Consider the following 21971-nt stretch of genomic DNA (forward strand, 5'->3'; position numbering starts at 1 on the left):
AAACAATTTTTTGATTAAAAAGATACATTTAAACCTATTAAAAGAGTTCTTGGGGAAGGGTACGTAAACCTGTCAATACCAAATGTTTGAATTCCATCCGTGGCAGCTCCCGTGTTAACTTCCGGATCAAAGCCAGAGTAGTCGCTTATGACAAAAAGATTTTGTCCTGTCAAGGTCAATCTAAGATTGTTTACCCAATCACCGAGCCCAATTTTTGAGGGGCTTAGGGTATAGCCCAAGGTAGCATTTTGAAGTCTGAGGAAACTACCATCTTCTAAATATCGGGTTGAGACTTCGTTGGAATTACTATTATCCTCATTAGGGAATTGAACGGCAAAATCCGTGGTATTTAAACTTCTGCTCAATTGGCCTCTAGAAAAAAGGCTCATTGCGGTATGGTTATAAATCTTATTTCCAGAAACGCCATTAAAGTTAAATCCTAAATCAAAATCCTTGTAGTTAAACTTAAAATAAAAACCGTACAAAATATCTGGGAGGGCACTACCAGCCACAATCCTATCATTGTCTAAAGACTCACCATCGGGCACTACATCTGTAAATTGATTCAACCCATCGGTACCAATACCAATGAACTCTTTCATGAAGAATGAACCAATGGGTTCATTGTTAATGTAGCCGTTTATCGTTGCACCGGTTTGGCCTGCACCTTGTGCTGCTCCGGTTGTAATAACTGCAAATTGGGAGTTTTCTACCCTATTGTCGGTATATGTGAAATTACCTCCTATGTTAAACGTAAAGTCTTCGGTAAAACTACCCCGATAATCCAATGCAATTTCAAGCCCTGTGTTCTTTATTTCCATACCCTGAAGGTTGGTCCATATCTTTTGTGTTGGTTGAATAGGGTCAATTCTATTAGAAAAATTGACCACATCGCTGGTAACTTTATTAAAATAATCTAAGGTACCGGTCAATTTATTTTGGAACATACCAAAATCCAAACCAATATTGGTTTGTGTAGTTACCTCCCATTTAAGATTGGGGAATGCAGTTCTTACGGGTACTGTTCCAAAGGGGTAATCTGCCAAGGATACCTCATTGCCACCGACCGGGTAGGTATCGTTTTCTGTTTTTGAATCTACATAACTTGCCAAACTTACTTTGCTAGGAATACCGTCTTGGTTTCCTGTTTGGCCCCAGCTAGCTCTTAGTTTCAGGGTATTGAAAACAGCGTTTTCTGCCAAAAAGCTCTCTTTATTAATATTCCAACCCAAAGCCACTGATGGAAAATATCCATATTCATTATTTTCGCCAAACCTAGAGGAACCGTCCGCTCGCATGGTGGCGGTTACCAAATACTTATTTGCATACCCATAATTTACTCTACCGAAGTAAGACTCAAGTTCATTTATGAAAGCTCCCGAGTTCAACGTAGTGGGAAATACATCTGTGCTAATTTGGTCTTGGTACCTTGGTTCTATACCATTATCTGCAAAACCTTCCAACTGAAACTGCTTTTGTTCAAAGGTAGTTTCTTGGTAAGAATGCCCACCTAGTAAGGTTACGTTGTGGTCTCCTTTTTCAAAAGTATACGTAAGCGTATTTTCAATTAGGGTATTACTATTTACTGTAGCCGATGAATTCAAAAATCCAAATTCAAAACCTTCTATCAGGTTAAACGGACTTCTTTGTTGATCCCGGGTTGTAGATATATAATCTATACCTAAGTTCATTTTATAGGTCAGCCCTTTAATAATTTCAAAGGAAGGTAAAATATTTGCTAAAATGCGGTTACTTACCGCTTCGTCCGTATATATTCTGTTCCTGACCAAAGGATTTAATCGTTCATCAAAAAAACTAGGCTCGCCATTGGTGAATGGTGATAAAGTAGGGTTTAGTGATAGCATGTCAACAACATTTGCACCTGAATCTGGTCTTTCATTGACTGTTCTTGAGGCTGTTAAGTTGAGGTCTACGCTGAAACGCCCTTTAAGCGCCTTTTGTGTAAGATTAACACGACCAGAATAGCGCTTTAAGGAGCTGTTTTCAAAGGTTCCTTGTTGATCATCTACACCTGTGGAAACAAAGTATGAAGATTTATCTGCTGTACCACCACTCATAGAAAAATTAACATTTTTAGAAATACCTGTCCTAGTCAATTCATCTTGCCAATCAGTATCTGCACCAGCATCGAACAAAGTTCCGCCAACAGCAGCCACTTGATTTCTAAATTCACTAGCGCTAAACACATCCATAGGATTTGCAATTGTAGAGAAAGCTGTAGAAACATTAAGGTTCATTTCTGCCTTTCCTGCTTTTCCTTTTTTGGTCGTTATTACAATTACACCGTTAGCAGCACGAGCCCCATATATGGCAGTAGCAGAGGCATCTTTTAAAACATCCATGGAAGCAATATCTTGCGGGTTTATAAAGTTCAAGGGATTAGATGCTAATCCGGTACTTGAGTTATCAATTACAAAACCATCTACCACAAAGAGTGGGGTCGTACCCGATCGTAAACTTCCAACACCTCTAATTATGATATTTTGATTAGCACCAGGTTCTCCGCTCACGTTTGATACATTGACACCTGCCAGCTTGCCTTGTAAAAGCTGTCCTGGGTTGGCTACTACCCCTTGGTTGAAATCTTCGCTTTTAATAGAAGAAATCGAACCTGTTACATCCGATTTTTTCTGAACACCATATCCTACGACAACCACATCTTCCAATTGGGTTGCATCTTCTGCCAGTTGTACTGAAATACTACTTCGTCCGTTTACAGCAGCCTCCATTGTTGAATACCCAATGTAAGAAAATTCTAACACCACATTTCCATTGGCTATAGTAATAGAAAAATTTCCATCAAAGTCTGTAGTTGTGCCATTCGTTGTTCCTTTTTCCAAGACCGTTGCCCCAGGTAAAGGGGTATTTAGTTCATCCGTTACCGTACCGATCACGGTGGTCTGAGCCCATGAAATCGAAACGATTCCGAGCGAGAAAATCAGCATTAAAAATTTAATTTTCTTCATTTTTGATTGTTTAGATTAGTTATTCTTCATCCAAATAACAATAAAATTATGATAGTCGGAATTAATTGACACAAAAACGCTATGCAAACGTTTGCACAGCTTTACACTCTGTTAATACAGATTTAAACATTTGGAAATGTTGTCTTTATAAATTTGTGTTAGGAGATTTTTAAGAATATGGGAAGTTATTATTAGACCTAAATTTAAGTTGATTCTATCAAGTTTATAGGTTTTACAAAAGGAGAAATAGCAAATTAGCAGGTATACCTTGTATGGGAACCATCCGGTATTGAGAGAAGGGATTTAACCTAGCTCTCATTGCTTAACTCTGATACTAAATAACAATATGGTTCATGCCACGGATAATTTAAGGTAGTTTAGTTTTTCGGTTGTTCGAATACCTCCATCCTTTACTTCAACTAAGATCTTGTTACTAAATAATTTGCAAATCACTAAAATTAGTAGCGTACAATGTTAATCGTAAATGTAGGAATTCATAATTCGATTAAGTTTTGATTTCTATGTGCTAAGATGCAAAGCTTTGCATTGTTCAGTAGTTAATATGGTGTTAGGGAAGCTTACATTTGTATGGTATGGCTATTTCTAGTTTTTGCTATAGTACCAGTATAAGTTTCACTAATTACATATAAATTATGTTAAAACGCTATTCTTTCTTTCTTGTTCTGGGTTTAACCCTACAACTTATTTCCGCACAATCCTTTAAGGTCCATTCCCATAATGATTATTTACAAGAAGTGCCTTTTTGGAGTGCTTATGCCAATGGTGTCAATTCTATTGAGATAGATGTTTTTTTAAAAGAAGGGAAGCTTTATGTTGCTCATGCAGCATCTGATATTGTACTGAATCGCACGCTCCAAACCCTATATTTGAAACCTATTGAAAACATGAGGTCCTTACAATTGGGAAAAGGTCAGGCCCTACAAATACTGGTAGATGTTAAGTCTGAAGCCTATACTACATTGAGCCAATTGGTTTTAATCCTAAATCAATATCCTGAAATTGTTAATGATAAAGATATATCAATTGTGATTTCAGGAAACCGCCCTAAAGTTGATGATTTTTTTAAGTATCCAGCATACATAAGCTTTGATTACCAAAGTTTGGAGGCTCTAGAAAATAAAAAAGTTTGGGATAAAGTGGCATTGATTAGCCTTGATTTTAAAAATTTCTCATCTTGGAACGGTAAAGGTCGATTAACCTTACCTGATTATGAAAAGGTAAAATCTACTATAGATAAAGCGCATACTTATAATAAACCCTTTCGCTTCTGGGGTACCCCCGATTCTAAAACGGCTTGGAAGGCTTTCTTAGATCTTGGGGTAGATTTTATAAATACAGATATGCCTTATGCGTCAACCTCTTATTTGAATACATTGAATAGTCGTGTTTATTACAATATCGAAAGCTCGGAGGTGTATAAGCCAAGCTATAAATCAGATCAACGGGATGCTGAAGTAAAGAACATTGTTTTATTAATTGGAGACGGTAATGGGCTTACCCAAATTTCATCTTCTGTACTAGCCAATGGTGGAGCTTTGACACTTACCCAATTTAAGAGTATTGGTTTGTTAAAAACACAATCCGCCGATGATTTCACAACAGATTCAGCTGCTGCGGGAACAGCTCTAGCTACTGGTGTAAAAACAAACAACCGTGCTATAGGAGTAGATAATATGGGTAGCCCGGTTAAGAACCTTACAGAAGTGCTGCATGAAAAAGGTTTTCTTTCTGGTGTTATAACTACAGATGAAATCACAGGTGCTACCCCTTCAGCTTTTTATGCCCATAGAACAGATCGTTCTGATATTGACGGAATTATTTCAGACTTATATAAAAGTAAACTTTCTCTCCTTATTGGTGGTGGTGCTACATCTGTTGCTAGTGGTATAAATGAAATCGGTTTTGTAATAGCAGAAAGTAGTGATGAGATAAAAACAAGTACGGAAAAACGAGTGGCATATTTTTTATCACAGGAAGGGGTGCCAAGTATTTTAGAAGGTCGTGGGGCAGCGCTAGCAAAGGCGACAAGAAGTAGTCTAACTTTTTTAAACAATAAGAACAAACCTTTTTTCTTAATGGTAGAAGGTGCTCAAATTGATAGTTATGGCCATTATAATAATGTGCCGGGAATTGTATCCGAGGGCATCGATTTTGATCGGGCTATTACGGAGGCTGTTAAATTTGCAGATGCTACAGGAAACACTTTGGTTATTGTTACAGCCGACCACGAAACGTCTGGTTTTAGCATACCGCAGGGGAATTTGGAAAGTGGGATGATTGAGGGTGATTTTACAACTGAGGACCACACGGCCGTTATGGTGCCGATATTTGCTTATGGGCCAAAATCAGATGAATTTCAAGGGGTTTATGATAACTATTCCGTGTTCAGTAAAATTCTTAAAGTCCTGAATAGTAAAGATTGAATTCTTGTTAAGGATGTGAAGAAGCCAATATTAGATAACTACGACTTACTTGGCTCTGTATGTACTATTCTGACTACAAGCTATGATATATGTGTTATTTTTGCACGTAATAAAATTCTATAATCCTAAATAAGTCTTCTTTTACATCTATTTTCAACTTCTCTTTTTTGATAAACTGTTTTATTCGTGCTGCATGCTCACCAAAAAGTGCAACAAATTGCTTTTCTTTTTTAGGTAATTTTGTGGGTGTTTCAGAATCAGCGGTAACACCCATAATATAAAAGGCCTCCCTGGCTTTGGTGAACCTCCCAGGTTTATTTGCCTCAAAACTATGCTTGGCTAATCTTACAGGAGTAAAATATATATTTTCCTTTAGGTAAATTACAATATTACCTTGGTTATATATTTTTTCAAAAAATGTAGTACTCATCTCTTTTTTCTCATCCTTCTAGGAATGGGTTTCATATTCCCTATTTGAACCATCCAAAAATTTTATTTCATACGCATAGGACTCTGATAAGGTCATAATTACATCATTTTCCCCTCTAAATTCGATAGTATTTTCAACAGCATTGAACCGAACAAAATAAGTCATTTTTGACTTGTTGACATTGGCGGGTAAAAACTTCTCATTGAGATATGGTGAACCTATCACCTTATTGAATGTTGAGGTAGTCTTCACTGGCTCATTAAAATACAATTCTACATGAGCACCATTCTGAAGCGACTTCAGCTGATCCTGACTAAAAACAGATAATGAAGCCAAGCAAAAGATGAAAATAAACACGCTTTTAATACTTTTTAGAATCATAACCTGTTTATTTCTAGCACGAATTTTAGACCTTTATTAATTGTGTAAGTTATTAATTTTCGACTAATGGGTGTAAGTAATAGTCCTAGCTGCCAAATTAATATTTAGAACACAAAAAAAGCCTTCAATTTCTTGAAGGCTTTTTGCGGTCTGGACGGGACTCGAACCCGCGACCCCCTGCGTGACAGGCAGGTATTCTAACCAACTGAACTACCAGACCGTAGCGTTTAGCGTGTGCAAATATATGGTGTTTATTCAATTGCACAAACATTTTCTTTTAAAATATGAACTTCATTATAAGAATTTGTTTCGCTCCGTTAAAAATGTATTCAGTACGGTAGAAAAATCACCCTTTATATCAACGTCTATATAGTTGATTCTATATTGGGCACACTTCAGTTTAATTTTGTTCAGATAGCTCTTAACTTCATCTTTATAAGCTTCTTTTATGTTGTCTGCATATAAATCTAAGTGCTCACCCGTTTCTACATCTATGTACCGCTTTGGTGTATTGTCAAAGCTGAAATACAATTCGTGTTCTTTATCCAGAAGATGAAAAAGAACAACCTCATGTTTGTTGTATTTTAAATGTCTTAGGGCATCAAACAATTCTTCATCTGATTTTTGTGTCTGAAACATATCCGTAAACAAGAAAATAAGACTTCGTCGTTTTATTTTTTCCGCAATTTGATGCAGGTATGTATAGGTCGCCGTTTCTTTTGTTGGCGCTGTGTTTCGACTTACTTCATTTAGTTTTGCCAATAACATTTGAAAATGGCGTTCGCTTCCTTTTTCTGGCGCGTAGTAATCATAAGCATTAGAATAGATACTTAACCCTACGGCGTCCCGCTGTTTTTTTAAAACATTCATCAAAGCGGCGATTGCGAGCACCCCAAAACCTATTTTGTTAAGGTTGTTCACACCTAGCTCTTTTATTTGCGGGTAGTACATCGAGGCAGAGTTGTCTAGAATCATGTGGCAACGTAAGTTGGTCTCTTCTTCGTACCTTTTAGTGTATAGTTTATCTGTTTTAGCAAATAGCTTCCAGTCTATATGTTTGGTGCTTTCTCCGTTGTTATAGATTTTATGTTCTGCGAATTCGGCCGAAAACCCATGAAATGGACTTTTATGTATGCCGCTAATAAACCCTTCAACGACCTGATTAGCCAAGAGTTCCAAATTTTGAAATAGGGATGCCTTATTTAATTCTGATTGTAAATTCACAGTAATAAAGATAGGGAAAGGCTACTGGTAAGCAACGTGGTAGCACTAAAGTTTACAAATAAAAAAGAGCCAGTTTTTCCGGCTCTTTTTTATTATCTAAATGATATGTAACAAAGGATGACTTACAATAGCGCATCAATTGCATCTGTATAGGCTTTCTTTGGAGAAACACCTACTTGTCTACTTACAATTTCCCCTCCTTTAAATACCAATACGGTAGGGATGTTACGCACGCCATATTTAGCGGCAAATTCTTGGTTGGCATCTACATCAACCTTACCAACAACAGCTTTGCCTTCATACTCTGAACTTACTTCGTCAATTATTGGGCCTACCATTCTACAAGGACCGCACCAAGCTGCCCAGAAATCTACCACTACGGGTTTATCGCTTTTTAAAACTACTTCGTCAAAAGTAGCGTCTGTTATTTCTAATGCCATTTTAATTTACTTTTATTGATTATACAAAGTTAGTCAATTAATTTAGTTGTTCCTTACGGGGGTTATATATGTTTTGGTTATTAGGGTATTGACATAGCCTATTGGGTTTAGTGTTGTGTTTAAGCTAAAGGTCTTGGGCCAAAAAAGAGTAGCTGTTTTATTTTGGAACGCTTACCATAAAGGAGGGCTATTTGTTTGCGTTTCATTATTTTTATTTGAACGATTATTTCGACTGATTGCTTTACATAGGTATTCAAAAACTGTGATGAAGGCTAAATTGTAATTGCCCTTTACCCCAGTTTACCGTTTTTTGGTTCATCCAACCCAGTTGGACTCGAACTTTGGACGATAGTACATATCCTAGTCCCAAATAGGTCCGATTACGGTCAAAAAGTTCTGTAGTTCTGCCATTACCAATATCAGTTTGGCCATTGATGAAAAGTTCATTATACAGTGCCAGATATACGGCGTCTTTTTCTAAGGACGTTTTATTGAAGGGTACGTTAAACAATAACATATAGCGGTAGCGGGTTCTGAAGTCTTGTGACGCAACAAAACGCTGTTCGTACCTAAAGCGGTGGGTAAGGTAGTAACAGCCTCCTAGTTTTTGAGGAATTAGTGCTTCTCCATAAATTCTGTTTTCACCTGAGGTGTCATTAATCTCTCCCGGGACTCCTGTGGTAATATTCGCATACCCAAGAGTAAAAAGGACATTGGCTTTCTCTGGTCTAAAGGTTAGTCCGCTGCGTAGTAACAGTTGTTCCATATCGCCAACTCCAGCCCAATCCCGATATTGCAAATCACCCTGTATTCCCCATTTGCTGTCATTGAAAGTGGTATTGTAAAAATACATGAACCAAGCCCCTGTTTGGGATTCATCTACCTGAGCAGCAGTTTTCGGACTTATCGCGATGCAAATCAAAAGGAGTACAAGTCTCTTCATCATAATCTTTCTTTACGACAAAGCTATAAATATTTTAATGGTACATCAGGTTGTTCATGCTAGAATGTCATAGAAAGAAGATTGGCGATTAATAGCATGTTACGAAGCATAGGTTCAAGGAATGGTAAAATTTGTTTAATAAGGGTGTTTTGTTCCCTACATAAATTTTGGAGTTTAAATGCTAATGCGTACTAAGGGTCGTTTTGATATGTTGGTTCGAATACCAGCTCTGAAGTTTTAGGATTAACCTGAGAATTCAGAGTTGAAATTAGAACTTTTTGTTTAATTCAGTTTAAAATGTACCTCTTGCTTTTCCAGTTCTTGTAATAACTCACTGCTAATCTGTACTTTTTGTTTCCTACTAGTTAGTTTCACTTTAATTTCTTCTTGCATTTCGTAAATCACAAAATTAATGGGGTGGTCCCCCTTGTGCAAAGTCAAGGTGTCTTTCAATTCATGAATGCCTTTTTCTTCCAGCTTATCTATGTTTAATTTAATAGTTAGCTTCCTAGCATAGGTTTCCATTACTTCCTGTAAGAGTATAAAACCGTTGAATTGCATTCTTGGGTCTCCTTTTTTACCGGTATCCCTGTTTACCCATCCTTCTTTGATAAAGATTTTAGCGTACACAAATGAATTGATCATTAAAAAATGCCTGAATTTCAGGTACTCTTCGCCAAAGATTCTAAACTCAAAGGAGTCTGTATAATCTTCCATGGTAAAAGCTGCCCAGCCCTTACCATTCTTGGAGATGCGATGTTGCACATCGGTAATAACCCCTGCAACGGTGAGTTCTCGGTTAAGGTAACTGTCCATATCCGTAAGGTGCGAAATACCAGCATTACAAAACGCGTTTATTTCGGTCTTAAAATCATCCAACGGGTGGCCGGAAATATAAATGCCTACTACTTCTTTTTCACGGCGTAGTTTCTCCATTGTACCCCACTCTTCACAAGGAGGTACAACAGGTTCTGGAATTTGTGCTTCACTAATGCCACCGAACATATCCATTTGGGAAGAGTTTTTATTCTCTTGGTGTTTAGCAGCAGACTTAATAACCTTTTCTAAAAAAGTAATACTATCGCCTTCTGTATGAAAATACTGCGCGCGATGTGTTGTTCCAAAGGAATCAAAACCACCGGCTACGGCTAAGTTTTCAAAAGCTTTTTTATTAGCCGACCGTAAATCGATTCGCTTTGCCAAATCAAAAACTGAATGAAAATTCCCATCCGTTTTACGATGTTCCACAATAGTTTCTACGGCTGCACGTCCTACACCTTTTACAGCGCCCATGCCAAAACGTACGGCGCCTTCCTTGTTTACGGCAAACTTGTAGTAAGATTCGTTTACGTCTGGCCCTAATACATCCAAGCCCATACGCTTACATTCTTCCATAAAAAAGGTCACTTGTTTTATATCGTTCATATTGTTGCTCAACACCGCAGCCATATATTCGGCAGGGTAGTGGGCTTTCAAATAGGCGGTCTGGTATGCGATGTAGGCGTAGCAGGTAGAGTGGCTTTTATTAAAAGCATAGGCAGCAAAGGCTTCCCAATCTTTCCATATTTTCTCCAATACTTCCGTTGGATGACCATTTGCTGCCCCACCTTCTAAAAATTGGGGCTTCATTTTCTGTAGTACCGCAAATATCTTTTTACCCATGGCCTTACGCAGCACATCTGCATCCCCTTTGGAGAAACCTGCCAGTTTTTGCGATAGTAGCATCACTTGCTCTTGGTATACCGTAATACCGTAGGTTTCTTTTAAGTACTCTTCCATTTCAGGAAGGTCATAGGCAATTTCTTCATTTCCGTTTTTACGGGCTACGAAACTTGGAATGTACTCCATCGGCCCTGGACGGTACAAGGCGTTCATGGCAATAAGGTCGTCAAAAACGGAAGGTTTTAAATCCTTCATATGTTTTTGCATTCCTAGGGATTCATATTGAAAAACACCAACAGTTTCTCCTTTTTGAAACAACTCATATGTTTTCTCATCGTCCAGCGGAAAATCATCAGGAACTAAATCTATATCGTGTTTTGCCTTCACGATTTTTACGGTGTCCTTGATCAGGGTCAGCGTTTTTAGACCCAAGAAATCCATCTTTAAAAGGCCGGCACTTTCCACTACGGAGTTATCGAACTGCGTAACATACAAATCCGAATCCTTGGCGGTGGCTACAGGAACAAAATCGGTAATATCACTAGGGGTAATGATAACCCCACAGGCATGTATTCCTGTATTCCGAACCGAACCTTCCAAGGTGCGCGCCATTTTTAAGGTTTGCCCTTCTAAGTCATCCCCATCATGTATGTTTAGGAGTTCATGTATTTTTTCTAAATCTTCTGCGCGGAATTTCTTTTTTAAATCAGCTTCTGACTGACCAAAAATCTTGCCCAGTTTAGACATGGTAGGAATCAGCTTTGCAATCCGATCCGCATCTCCTAATGGAAGGTCTAATACACGGGCAGTATCCCTAATAGAGGATTTTGCCGCCATGGTGCCGTAGGTGATAATTTGTGCTACTTGGTTGGCACCATATTTATTGATAACGTAATCCATTACACGACCACGTCCTTCATCATCAAAATCGATATCAATATCGGGCATAGACACCCTATCCGGATTCAGGAATCGCTCAAAAAGCAGGTCGTACTTCAGTGGGTCTATATTGGTAATCATAAGGCAATAGGCTACTACTGAGCCCGCAGCCGAACCACGACCTGGACCTACCGATACATCCATATTCCGCGCTTCACGAATAAAATCTTCGGTAATCAAAAAATAACCTGGATACCCTGAATTTTTTATCGTGTCGAGCTCAAAATCGATACGTTCCCGAATGTCATCGGTTAGTTCAGGATAGCGTTTTTTAGCACCTTCATACGTGATGTGTCGCAGATAGGCATTTTCACCACGGTTACCCCCGTCAGCGGAATCTTCTGCATCCTTATACGCATCAGGAATATCAAACTTAGGTAAGAGTACATCCCTTGCCAATTCAAAAGATTCTATTTTATCTACAATTTCCTGAACGTTTAAAATGGCATCAGGAACATCCTTGAAGAGTTCCTTCATCTCATCCTGAGATTTAAAATAATACTCTTGGTTGGGTAAACCATAGCGGTAGCCACGACCGCGTCCAATGGGGGTAGCTTGTTTTTCCCCGTCCTTTACACAAAGTAGAATATCATGTGCTTCCGCATCTTCTTGGGCGCAATAATAGGTGTTGTTAGAAGCGACCAGTTTTACTTCGTGCTTCTTTGAAAACGCTAACAGTACCTGATTTACACGGTCCTCATCTTCTTGTCCGTGGCGCATCATTTCAACATAGAGGTCCTCGCCAAATTCAGCTTTCCACCAAAGCAGTGCCTCTTCTGCTTGGTTTTCCCCAACGTTCAATACTTTCCCTGGCACTTCACCATACAGGTTTCCCGTGAGTACGATGATGTCTTCTTTGTATTGTTGAATTACTTTTTTGTCTATACGGGGCACATAGTAAAACCCGTCCGTATAGGCAATAGATGACATCTTCGCCAGATTGTGGTAGCCCTTTTTGTTTTTAGCAAGTAATACAATTTGATAGCCGTAATCTTTAACGTTTTTATTGGTATGGTCCTCACACACGAAAAATTCACATCCAATAATAGGCGTGATTTCTTTTGCAGTAGGTTCTTCTCCGTTTTCTAGAGCAGCAGCATTCTTTTCTTTTACCCCTTTGTTATGACTACCGACTTCTTTTACAAAGTGAAAGGCACCCATCATATTGGCATGGTCTGTTAGCGCTACTGCGGGCATATCGTTATCGGCCGCAACCTTTACCAAGGACTTTATATTGATGGTAGATTGTAGTACCGAGAATTGGGAGTGGTTGTGAAGGTGCACAAAAGTGGCATCTTCTAGTGTTTTTATGTTTTCCTTGATTTCATCTTGACTCACACCGCCAGTGTCTTGGTCCCAAAGGGCATCGGCAATTTTTTTTGATGCTTTTTTAAGGTTGATGTGTTTTAGACCAATTAGCGGTATCTCCTTGGGATTGACCTCCGAGAAATTCTTAAAATAGTCGGGTTGCACATCCAACTGTTCGGTGGTGTATTGTCGTAAACGTACCAGTTCTAAAAAACAACGCGTGGTAGCTTCAACATCAGCGGTGGCATTATGCGCTTCGCCAAAAGGCTTATTAAAAAGATGCTGGTGCAGTTCCGTTAGGGTGGGCAATTTAAACTTACCACTACGCCCTCCTGCAATCTGACATAATTTTGCTGTGTGTTCTGTACAGGTATCTAAAACAGGTAGTTCGTGTAGTGGATTTTCTACTCCTAAACGATGGAATTCCGCTCCCATAATATTCAGGTCAAATTTCACATTTTGTCCTATAATGAACTTTGTTTTTGCCATAGCGGCATTAAATTTTTCCAAAACGGTACTAAGGGAAATTCCTTTTTGTTCCGCTAATGCTGTAGAAATACCGTGAATCTGTTCTGCATCATACGGAATATTAAATCCATCTGGTCGCACCAAATAATCTTCATGTTCAACAACCTTACCCATGTCGTCATGCAACTGCCATGCAATTTGGATACAACGCGGCCAATTATCGGTATCTGTGTAGGGTGCGTTCCAGTTTTTTGGTAATCCGGTGGTTTCGGTGTCGAATATTAGGTACATGTAGTGGGTTTGAGGTTTCTCTTGTTTCAGGTGTTACATGCTAAAATGTAACACCTGAAAACAAAAAAAGAGAAGTCATTATTGCGTCTATAAAAGTAACCAAAAGTCGCACTTTTAAAAAGAGGAGTTACAAAGAGTTATTAACCTAGCGAGATTTTTAATATTTTACTACCTTAACAGAACTAAAGTCACTCTATTCATGAGAAATTATTTGTTTTCTATGCTATCCTTTAAGTTTTTGATACTAGCCTGTTTTTTATTTGTAACTACTGTATACGGACAAGAAGAGGATAATAATTCACCCAATTTCATTATCATTTTTGCAGATGATCTGGGGTATGGCGATTTGGGAGTCTTCGGCAACCCTTCTATTAAAACGCCTCATCTAGATAAAATGTCCTTTGAAGGTCAAAAATGGACGAATTTTTATGCGGCTGCTAGTGTGTGTACCCCTAGTAGGGCGGGTCTTTTAACTGGAAGGCTTCCGGTTCGGAGTGGGATGGCAAGCAGCACGAATAGGGTGTTGTTTCCGAATTCAAAAAATGGCTTACCCGCTTCTGAAATTACCTTGGCTGAACAACTGAAGGAAGCAGGGTATACGACAGCGGCTATTGGAAAATGGCATTTAGGACACAAAGAGGAATTTTTGCCTACCAACCACGGTTTTGATACCTATTTTGGTATTCCTTATTCCAATGATATGGATCGGCTTCAGGGCGAAGCATATAAGGGCTATTGGAAACGCCCAAATGACAGCATTAAGACCGAACATTTTAACGTGCCCTTGCTTCGGGGAACGGAAATAGTGGAACGGCCGGCAAACCAGAACAATATTACCAAACGGTATTCGGATGAAGCCGTTACGTTTATCAATCAGCAGGACGAAACCCCTTTCTTTTTATACCTAGCGCACAATTTACCCCACATACCCCTTTTTGCATCCGAAGAGTTTAAGGGAAAAAGTAAACGTGGCCTGTATGGTGATGTGGTAGAAGAAATTGACAATGGTGTAGGGAAGATACTGGATGCTTTAAAAGAGAAAGGGCTTGCAGAAAATACTATAGTCGTATTTACTTCGGATAATGGGCCTTGGCTGCCTTTTAAAAATAATGGAGGTACTGCCGGTTTGTTAAGAGCAGGCAAAGGAACTACGTGGGAAGGTGGTATGCGTGTGCCGACGTTATTTTGGGGCCCAAGTATACTAGCGCCAGCAGTCATTTCCGATTTAGGTTCCACCTTGGATCTGTTCACCACTTTTTGTACCATGGCAAATACCAATATTCCAACCGACAGAATTATAGATGGAGTTGATTTGACTGATGTCTTGTTAGAAGGAAAACCTAGTCCCAGAAAAAGCGTATTCTATTATCGCGGCAGCGAATTATTTGCGGCACGGGTAGGGGATTATAAGGCACATTTTATAAGTCAAGGCGCCTATGGAGAACTTGGAGAGCGTGTTCAACACGATTTGCCACTACTCTTTAATGTAGCTTTTGATGCTAGTGAACGTTTTGATATCGCTGATGCCCATCCAGAAATTCTTAAAGAGATTACGGAGTTGGTTTTCAAGCATAAATCAAAATTGGTTAGGGGAAAAGATCAATTGGTGGAACGGGAATAAATAATATAAAATGGACGATAGCAGGATACGCTTACCTCTTAAGTATTTCCTGTTGGGTGTTTGTCGGTTTGTAGTGGGCCTTAGATGTTGGTCTCGAAGATGAAGTGTCTTTACAAATTCGCTTTTTCGGATAACGGAATCTATTTTAAATACAAGGGATATAATATCTAGATTTTATACTGGAAAAGCAGCGAAAAAACACAGGTATAAAAAAGATAAGTTTCAAGGCTTATGCGCTACGGATGTGTAAAGCTACCCTATAAAACATATCAGATTTTTATGATTGTAGGTTTAATGGGTAGGGTAGTGATGGGTTGAATAATTCAGCTCTAAATTTACTTATGTGACATAGTGAACTATTAAATTGAAAGTTATATATTTGCAGCCCTTTACGAGGGAAATTAAAAAGAATTAATAACTAAGGGTCGGGGACCCTACAAATTAATGTGATATGCCAGTAAAAATTAGATTACAAAGACACGGTAAAAAAGGAAAGCCATTCTATTGGGTAGTTGCAGCAGATGCAAGAGCGAAAAGAGATGGTAAATTCTTAGAAAAATTAGGAATCTATAACCCTAATACCAATCCCGCTACCATCGAGATAAAAGTAGATAACGCTGTACAGTGGTTACAGAATGGTGCACAACCAACAGATACGGCAAGAGCTATTCTTTCTTATAAAGGAGTTATGTTAAAGAATCACCTTTTGGGAGGTTTACGCAAAGGAGCTTTAACGGAAGAGCAAGTGGAGGAGAAATTTAACGCTTGGTTGGAAGAAAAAGGTGCGTCCGTAGCTACTAAGGTCGGTGGTTTAGATAAAGTAAAAGCAGATGCTAAAGCAAAAGCTTTAGAGGCAGAAAAGGAAATAAATGATAAACGTGCTGCTGAAGCTGCCGCTTTATTAGTTCCTGAGCCAGTTGTTAAAGAAGTAGAGAAAGTTGCTGAAGCTGTAGTTGAAGAAGCGCCCGTTTCTGCTCTCGATGCCGCTGTTGAAGAGGCAAAAGGAGATGCTGCGCCTTCTAAAGAGAAATAAAGTATAAACGATATGCTTAAGTCAGCTTGTTTCTATCTTGGCAAAATCGTTTCTAAATACAGTTTTAAGGGAGAAGTTCTCGTCAAATTAGACACGGACGACCCTGAAATATATCAAAACTTGGAGTCAGTGTTTGTTTCTTTAGGAAACAACCTGGTTCCATTTTTTATTGATAGATGTCGACTTCATAAGTCCGACTTGCTGCGTATAGATTTTGAGGAGGTAAAAACGGAATCTGATGCAGATCGTATCATGGGTTCCTTGCTTTATTTACCACTTACCATGCTTCCTAAACTAACAGGAGATAAGTTCTACTTTCATGAAATTATAGGGTTCACCTTGATGGATGCAGTTCATGGTGATATAGGAATTGTACAAAGTGTAAATGATACTACGCCACAGGCACTTTTCGAAGTCCAAAAGGGAGATACGCAATTACTTATTCCTATTACGGATGAGATTATTACAAAGGTAGATCGTGAAGACAAAACCATTGCTGTTACTACGCCAGAGGGTTTGGTGGACTTGTATTTAAATTCTTAAGTTAAATCTTTAATTTTCTTTACTTGCTTAGGATATAATGGAGCGGTTGTCGCCCAATAAGGGTGCTTGCTCTAGACATTCTAAAATTAGTTTAATACACATGGTAGTTGTAGTAAGAAAGTGATATAGCACCTAGGGTATTTAAAGTCTTCTCATACTACATAAGACATATTTTTTATCTTATTGGTTGTCCAATACTTCAAAATATTGCAATTCATCATTATTGTTACCTACTAAAATACCTTTTCTAGCACCGATAGAAATGACGGCCATCCGTTTTGCATCTTTTGGAGCGTAAAAGCCTATGTCAGCACCTCGTTTTACCGTGAACCTACCTTTTCCATTTCCTAAGAGTAGAAGTCCAGTGCCTGAATCGTTTCTAGGGGTCTCTATTTCAGATACGTATAGATTTTCCACGGCCAATACATCTAAAAAGCCATCCCCGTTAAAATCCTGTACAACCATATCATTGATATTTGATAATTGCGCTAATGTAGGAAGTACAGCTACTTTAAATTCTCCATCTCCTAAATTTTCTATGTAGGCAGAGGCAAACATATCTGTTTTATAATGAAGCGCATTTTTGAGCTGATTTTCCCCGTAAACCTCTTGAAGTTCTAAGGAAGCAAAGACATCATATTTTTGAATTTTATCCTTCAAACCAGGTATTTGTTGAGAAGAGCAGGAAAACCCGCGAAGCGGATAGTGCTTTTCATTATTGTAATAGCCTAAAACAATATCTGCGTTACCATTGGCGTCAAAATCGTTATAGTAGATATCAAATGGCTCTTTTGGGTCTGTTTTGTATTTGTAGTTGAGGCCAAGATTTCCGGCTATGAAATCCATATCGCCATCGTTGTCAAAGTCCCCTTGTTCTAGGCTAAACCACCATCCTTTGGTTTGTTCAAGTGTGGGAATATTGGTTTTTGTTAATGTTCCGTTTTCGTTTGTAAAAACGGTAATAGCCATCCATTCTCCAGTTAAAATGAGGTCCAGGTCTTTGTCGTTGTCGTAATCGGACCAAAGCGCATCTGTAACCATACCAATATCCTTAAGCTCCTTTGCCAGTTCCTGTGTTTGGTTTTTTAATTGTCCGTTATCATTTATAAGTAAGGAACTAGCCGTGGGGTTGGGGTATTGATGGGGTAGGTGCCTTCCGCCAACAAATAGATCCAAGTCTCCATCGCCGTCATAGTCGGCAGCCTTAACGATAGATCCGCTTACTCTATCCGCGTTTAGGATAGCCCCTTTTTTAAAGCCTCCTGAGCCATCGTTTAGGTATAATCTATCCGTATAGTGGAAATCGTTTTTAGGGTAGGCATTTCCACCACTAACCACGTATAAATCCTGATAACCATCCCCGTTGACGTCTGTAAATAAGGCATCCACATCCTCATACGCTTTTTCCTTGTTCCAAAAGGGAAGAGCAGTGGGTTCAAAAGTACCTGAAATTCCTTGTAGGAATAAAGTAGGACTTTGCCCTGCGGCCCCACCAGCGTATATATCTTCTAGTCCATCGTTGTTGATGTCCCCTACGGCAAGGGATGGACCAAACTGAGACATTTTATGAGGCAGTAGAATTTGTTTTTGAAAATCATCAAATGTATTTTCCTGATGTGTAAACGCTGCTTTAAAGTTTTCTGTTTCATCTTGGAAGAGTGCATTGGTAACATGGGTTAAAAGCGTACCCTCTAGGTTATCAGCAGTATTGACCGCTAATTGGAGCGTTTGATTTACGGCTATATTTTTTTGTGTACTGCTAGTTCCGTTTGGCCAGTGCACACTAATACTATCTACTTCGGTTATTTTGCCAAGACCAAAATGAACGAAAGGTTCGCTAGTGGAATAAATACCTCTAACGTTTGTAGTCTCCTGTGTTTGTATGCCTTCTGAGGTATGTAAGTTAATTCGGGTGCCGAAGACCGGTTTGTTTTGTGCGTCGGATAGTTGGATTCGTAGATAGTTGTTACTGTCAATAATTTCAGAATTGTTTTTATAGACAAAAGCCGCTGCATTAATATTATTTACAACCAAATCTAAATCACCATCGTTATCTAGGTCTGCGTAGGCAGATCCGTTGGAGAACGATTCATCATCTAGTCCCCAATCTGCAGACACTTTATTAAATGTAAGGTTGCCCATATTTTTATAGGCGTAGTTCTTTAAAGGTTGGGAGGGAATCATGTTTACCGCAGTGTCTAAATCAACGATATCCCAAATACTCTGAAGCGTTCCACCATCCGGGTTCTTGGATATATAATCCATTCTGGCGGTATTGATATAGTTTGCGATTTTCTTATCCGCATCCGTATTTCTAATATCACGGAGAAGACCATTGGTGATATAGGTGTCTTTTAATCCGTCATTATCAAAATCAGCGATGAGGTTAGACCAGCTCCAGTCTGTCGCCGCCATATTTGAGTGTTGCGCTATATTGCTAAAAGTGCCATTTCCGTTATTTAGTTGTACCGTGTTGTACATGTATTGAAACCCGCCGCCATCATTTACTACCTTCCAGAAAGCACTAATATCCATACCACTCATGTTAGATTTTTGGCGATAGTTGTCTTCGGAAACCATATCCACTACAAAAACATCCAGTAGGGCATCGTTGTTTATATCCGCTACATCTACGCCCATGCTGTAGAAGGAAGTTTGTTTTAAGGCTAGTTTTTCGGTACTAGAATAGGTCCCATCTTGGTTGTTTATAAACATGAAGTCTGGAGCATCAAAATCGTTTGCAATGTAAAGATCTGTCCAACCATCATTGTTAAGGTCGCTTGCAGAAACGGCATTCGGAAATCCAGTACGTTCCAGTCCAGCTTTTTTAGTGACATCTACAAAAGTGTCTCCTTGGTTTTTGTAAAGTTTAAGGGTGTATTCTGGCAGTAAAAGATTATCAGCAGTAAAATATTGAGAAAGGCTGCCAGGGTTGGGAGGCTGTGTAAGGAGGAACAGGTCTAATAAGCCATCTTTGTTATAATCTAAAAAGGTTGCGTGTCTTGTTCGTTGATTATTATCGATGTTATAGGCCGCTGCCTTTTCTTCAAAGGTGCCATCTCCCTTGTTGATGTATAACAGGTTCTTTCTCCAATCCGAATTTTCATCGTATAGTTCCCTGCTTACATAAATGTCTACATAACCATCGTTGTTTATATCTGCAATGGTCACCCCTGTAGACCATCCTTCACTATTCAAAATGCCGGCTGCTTCCGTGTAGTCCTCAAATACTAAATTACCTTGATTCAAATATAATTTATCGGGCACCGTATTTCCGGCAAAAAAAAGATCTTGTAAACCGTCATTATTGAAATCTCCAACGCCTACACCTGCGCCACCGTAATAATTAGCATACAAGAAGATACTTTTGTCTTTGTCATCGATTACCGTATTGACAAAATCTATGTTTGTTTGTTCTGATGTTAAAAGGGTAAAACGTTTTATATCCGTTTTCTCAACTTCCTGCTTTTGGTTGCAGGACCCTAGGAAAATAATAGATAGGTATAAGGGAAAGTGATGTAATTTCATCTCCTGTCATTTAATTGCTTTGGAACATGTATGAGCGTAATTTTAGCGGCTAGCGCTTAATCTGCCTGGAACAGATATCAGCTGCTTAAAAGATACCTCTTAGACGTGCTAAACAAATATAAAGTGATTTTTTCGTAGTACAAAATACGACTTTATATAAAAGAATAAAGGAGGGTTTCCCCTCCTTTATAAACTCAATTAAAACTAACTCAAACTTTAAAGTACTTTTATATAAAGTACTTTAAATACTATTGAACATCCCACCAAACGCGTGTAGTTAAGATATCCGGACCTTGATTTGATAAGGCTGCTTCGTAATTTGCTGCGTTAACAGCAGACTCGTTTTGATTGTACGTAAGCCTTCTTGGAATAGTTCCACCAGTTTCATTACCTGGGAAATTTACAGGAACCAATACAGGGAATCCAGTTCTTCTCCAGTTAGCGAAGCTTTCATACTCATTAAGGAATGTTGCTGCCCAGTATTGGGTATTTATCTGTTCTAATGCATTTGCCGCATCATAAGGATTGTTTGCCAAGTACGTTGCAATAGCTCCATCCTCAATGGCCGCATCGGCGCTCCACAATGTTAATTGCTTCATGGCTGCGGTAACTCCATTATTGTAATGGGTTGCTGCATCACCACCTATACTCCAGCGAACGTTTGCTTCTGCAAGCATAAATTCTACTTCAGCATAGGTTTGAAAAACCATAGGAGCTTCAAAACCTGCCAAAATAGCCCTATTAGGCTCTGCGTAATTATCCGTGTTTTCTTCACCAGTCATATCCAATAACATTGCGTTGTTCAATCCGTTAGGAAAACCAAGCAGATCAGCTGGAGCTGTACTACCATCTCCTCTTCTAGCTGCAAGTATTGGAAGTCTTGGGTCGTTCCCATTTTGAAAGAAATCGATGAATGTTTTCGCCATTCTTGGATTTCCGTCAGCAGCGAATACTTCAGAGATTCCGTTACGGTTGTTACTATCATGCTGAAGATAAAAAATATCATCATTAGACGTCATAACACCACCGGCAATAGCTTTAGTTACCCAAGCTTGTGACGCGGCAGGATCAACCTTTATCAATCTGAAGCCCAAACGTAACATTAAAGAATTCGCTAATTTTTTCCATTTAGCTTGGTCTCCTCCGTACATCACATCAGCAGCGCCAAAGCCAGAAGTTCCACTACCTAATGCAGCGGCAGACTCTTCTAGTTCTTTAAGCATGTCGGGATAGATTTCACTCTGTTGGTCATACTTAGGAAGGAATATACCTTCAAGAACGGCTTTTCCTGCTTCGCTGTAAGGAACATCCCCGTAAAGATCAGTAAGCCTAGAAAATGCAAATACACGTAAAATTCTAACGATAGCTTTCATTTCTTCTGGCGCTTCTTCGTTGTCCAATTGAAACTTTAGGTCTTCTATCGTCTTTATAGCATTCCCATAGTACCTATCTATTAAGGAAGATGCATACCCTCTGTTCCAGGTGTATTTATCACCATCCCAGTATCCGGCCGTAGTTGCAATATGCTGCATCATGGTAGACTGATAAATCAGACCCGCCCTCCAGTTGTCATAACGTTGACTGGAAATAAATTTCTGCACGGCTGTTAATTTGTTTGCTGCTGCAATTTGCGGTGCTCTCGTTGGATTCACGTTTAATTCGTCAAATCCATCATCACAAGCGCCAATTACTAGCGCCATCATTAATAAAAGAATTACTTTTTTCATAT

13 protein-coding genes and 1 tRNA gene are annotated in these 21971 nt (G+C 39.0%); 4 read left to right on the forward strand and 10 right to left on the reverse strand.

The annotated features are described in order from the left end of the window. Positions 1–14: 14 nt before the first annotated feature. On the reverse strand, positions 15–2987 hold the full coding sequence (locus Q360_RS0116730) for a SusC/RagA family TonB-linked outer membrane protein (protein WP_027078094.1): 2973 nt from the start codon (positions 2985–2987) through the stop codon (positions 15–17). Positions 2988–3640: 653 nt separating this feature from the next. Between Q360_RS0116730 and Q360_RS0116735 the strand changes: the two genes are divergently transcribed. Beyond that, positions 3641–5431 carry an alkaline phosphatase gene (locus Q360_RS0116735; protein ID WP_051554786.1) on the forward strand — a complete coding sequence of 597 codons (1791 nt, stop codon included), beginning with the start codon at positions 3641–3643 and terminating at the stop codon, positions 5429–5431. Between the two features lie 94 nt (positions 5432–5525). Here Q360_RS0116735 and Q360_RS0116740 read toward each other — a convergent pair whose 3' ends face one another. The 7 genes from Q360_RS0116740 to dnaE form a co-directional block, all read right to left on the reverse strand. After that, positions 5526–5861: a hypothetical protein gene (locus tag Q360_RS0116740; protein WP_027078096.1), complete on the reverse strand. Its 336-nt coding sequence runs from the start codon at positions 5859–5861 to the stop codon at positions 5526–5528. An 18-nt stretch (positions 5862–5879) separates the two neighbouring features. After that, positions 5880–6242, reverse strand: coding sequence for a hypothetical protein (locus tag Q360_RS0116745; protein ID WP_156950151.1), 363 nt, complete (start codon positions 6240–6242; stop codon positions 5880–5882). Between the two features lie 146 nt (positions 6243–6388). Next, positions 6389–6462: transfer RNA gene (locus Q360_RS0116750), tRNA-Asp, on the reverse strand. Positions 6463–6536: 74 nt separating this feature from the next. Next, positions 6537–7466 (reverse strand): DUF58 domain-containing protein, encoded by a 930-nt coding sequence (locus tag Q360_RS0116755; RefSeq protein ID WP_027078098.1) that lies wholly within the window; start codon positions 7464–7466, stop codon positions 6537–6539. 122 nt (positions 7467–7588) lie between these two features. After that, positions 7589–7906: a thioredoxin gene (gene trxA / locus Q360_RS0116760; RefSeq protein WP_027078099.1), complete on the reverse strand. Its 318-nt coding sequence runs from the start codon at positions 7904–7906 to the stop codon at positions 7589–7591. 253 nt (positions 7907–8159) lie between these two features. Further along, positions 8160–8852: a DUF2490 domain-containing protein gene (locus Q360_RS0116765; protein WP_316931541.1), complete on the reverse strand. Its 693-nt coding sequence runs from the start codon at positions 8850–8852 to the stop codon at positions 8160–8162. Between the two features lie 279 nt (positions 8853–9131). Then, positions 9132–13517: a DNA polymerase III subunit alpha gene (gene dnaE, locus Q360_RS0116770; protein ID WP_027078101.1), complete on the reverse strand. Its 4386-nt coding sequence runs from the start codon at positions 13515–13517 to the stop codon at positions 9132–9134. A 199-nt stretch (positions 13518–13716) separates the two neighbouring features. Between dnaE and Q360_RS0116775 the strand changes: the two genes are divergently transcribed. From Q360_RS0116775 to rimM, 3 genes are all read left to right on the forward strand, one after another. Then, positions 13717–15138 (forward strand): sulfatase family protein, encoded by a 1422-nt coding sequence (locus tag Q360_RS0116775; protein ID WP_027078102.1) that lies wholly within the window; start codon positions 13717–13719, stop codon positions 15136–15138. Positions 15139–15589: 451 nt separating this feature from the next. Continuing rightward, the gene (locus tag Q360_RS0116780) at positions 15590–16171 is read left to right on the forward strand and encodes a 30S ribosomal protein S16 (RefSeq protein ID WP_027078103.1); all 582 of its coding nucleotides are present in this window, start codon (positions 15590–15592) and stop codon (positions 16169–16171) included. Between the two features lie 12 nt (positions 16172–16183). Continuing rightward, the gene (gene rimM / locus Q360_RS0116785; RefSeq protein WP_027078104.1) at positions 16184–16714 is read left to right on the forward strand and encodes a ribosome maturation factor RimM; all 531 of its coding nucleotides are present in this window, start codon (positions 16184–16186) and stop codon (positions 16712–16714) included. A gap of 180 nt (positions 16715–16894) precedes the next feature. On the opposite strand, the gene Q360_RS0116790 is transcribed toward rimM, so the two are convergent. Then, positions 16895–20242: a VCBS repeat-containing protein gene (locus Q360_RS0116790; protein WP_027078105.1), complete on the reverse strand. Its 3348-nt coding sequence runs from the start codon at positions 20240–20242 to the stop codon at positions 16895–16897. Between the two features lie 248 nt (positions 20243–20490). Next, complete coding sequence (locus Q360_RS0116795) at positions 20491–21969, reverse strand: SusD/RagB family nutrient-binding outer membrane lipoprotein (RefSeq protein WP_027078106.1); 1479 nt, start codon at positions 21967–21969, stop codon at positions 20491–20493. Positions 21970–21971 lie beyond the last annotated feature (2 nt).

This window comes from Maribacter antarcticus DSM 21422 (genome assembly GCF_000621125.1).
Classification (GTDB): domain Bacteria; phylum Bacteroidota; class Bacteroidia; order Flavobacteriales; family Flavobacteriaceae; genus Maribacter; species Maribacter antarcticus.

Excerpts from the sequence above, each read along its gene's own strand:
- Q360_RS0116730 (WP_027078094.1), bottom strand. The coding sequence starts at position 2,987 with ATGAAGAAAATTAAATTTTTAATGCTGATTTTCTCGCTCGGAATCGTT.
- Q360_RS0116735 (WP_051554786.1), top strand. The coding sequence starts at position 3,641 with ATGTTAAAACGCTATTCTTTCTTTCTTGTTCTGGGTTTAACCCTACAA.
- Q360_RS0116740 (WP_027078096.1), bottom strand. The coding sequence starts at position 5,861 with ATGAGTACTACATTTTTTGAAAAAATATATAACCAAGGTAATATTGTA.
- Q360_RS0116745 (WP_156950151.1), bottom strand. The coding sequence starts at position 6,242 with ATGATTCTAAAAAGTATTAAAAGCGTGTTTATTTTCATCTTTTGCTTG.
- trxA (WP_027078099.1), bottom strand. The coding sequence starts at position 7,906 with ATGGCATTAGAAATAACAGACGCTACTTTTGACGAAGTAGTTTTAAAA.
- Q360_RS0116765 (WP_316931541.1), bottom strand. The coding sequence starts at position 8,852 with ATGATGAAGAGACTTGTACTCCTTTTGATTTGCATCGCGATAAGTCCG.
- dnaE (WP_027078101.1), bottom strand. The coding sequence starts at position 13,517 with ATGTACCTAATATTCGACACCGAAACCACCGGATTACCAAAAAACTGG.
- Q360_RS0116775 (WP_027078102.1), top strand. The coding sequence starts at position 13,717 with ATGAGAAATTATTTGTTTTCTATGCTATCCTTTAAGTTTTTGATACTA.
- Q360_RS0116780 (WP_027078103.1), top strand. The coding sequence starts at position 15,590 with ATGCCAGTAAAAATTAGATTACAAAGACACGGTAAAAAAGGAAAGCCA.
- rimM (WP_027078104.1), top strand. The coding sequence starts at position 16,184 with ATGCTTAAGTCAGCTTGTTTCTATCTTGGCAAAATCGTTTCTAAATAC.
- Q360_RS0116790 (WP_027078105.1), bottom strand. The coding sequence starts at position 20,242 with ATGAAATTACATCACTTTCCCTTATACCTATCTATTATTTTCCTAGGG.
- Q360_RS0116795 (WP_027078106.1), bottom strand. The coding sequence starts at position 21,969 with ATGAAAAAAGTAATTCTTTTATTAATGATGGCGCTAGTAATTGGCGCT.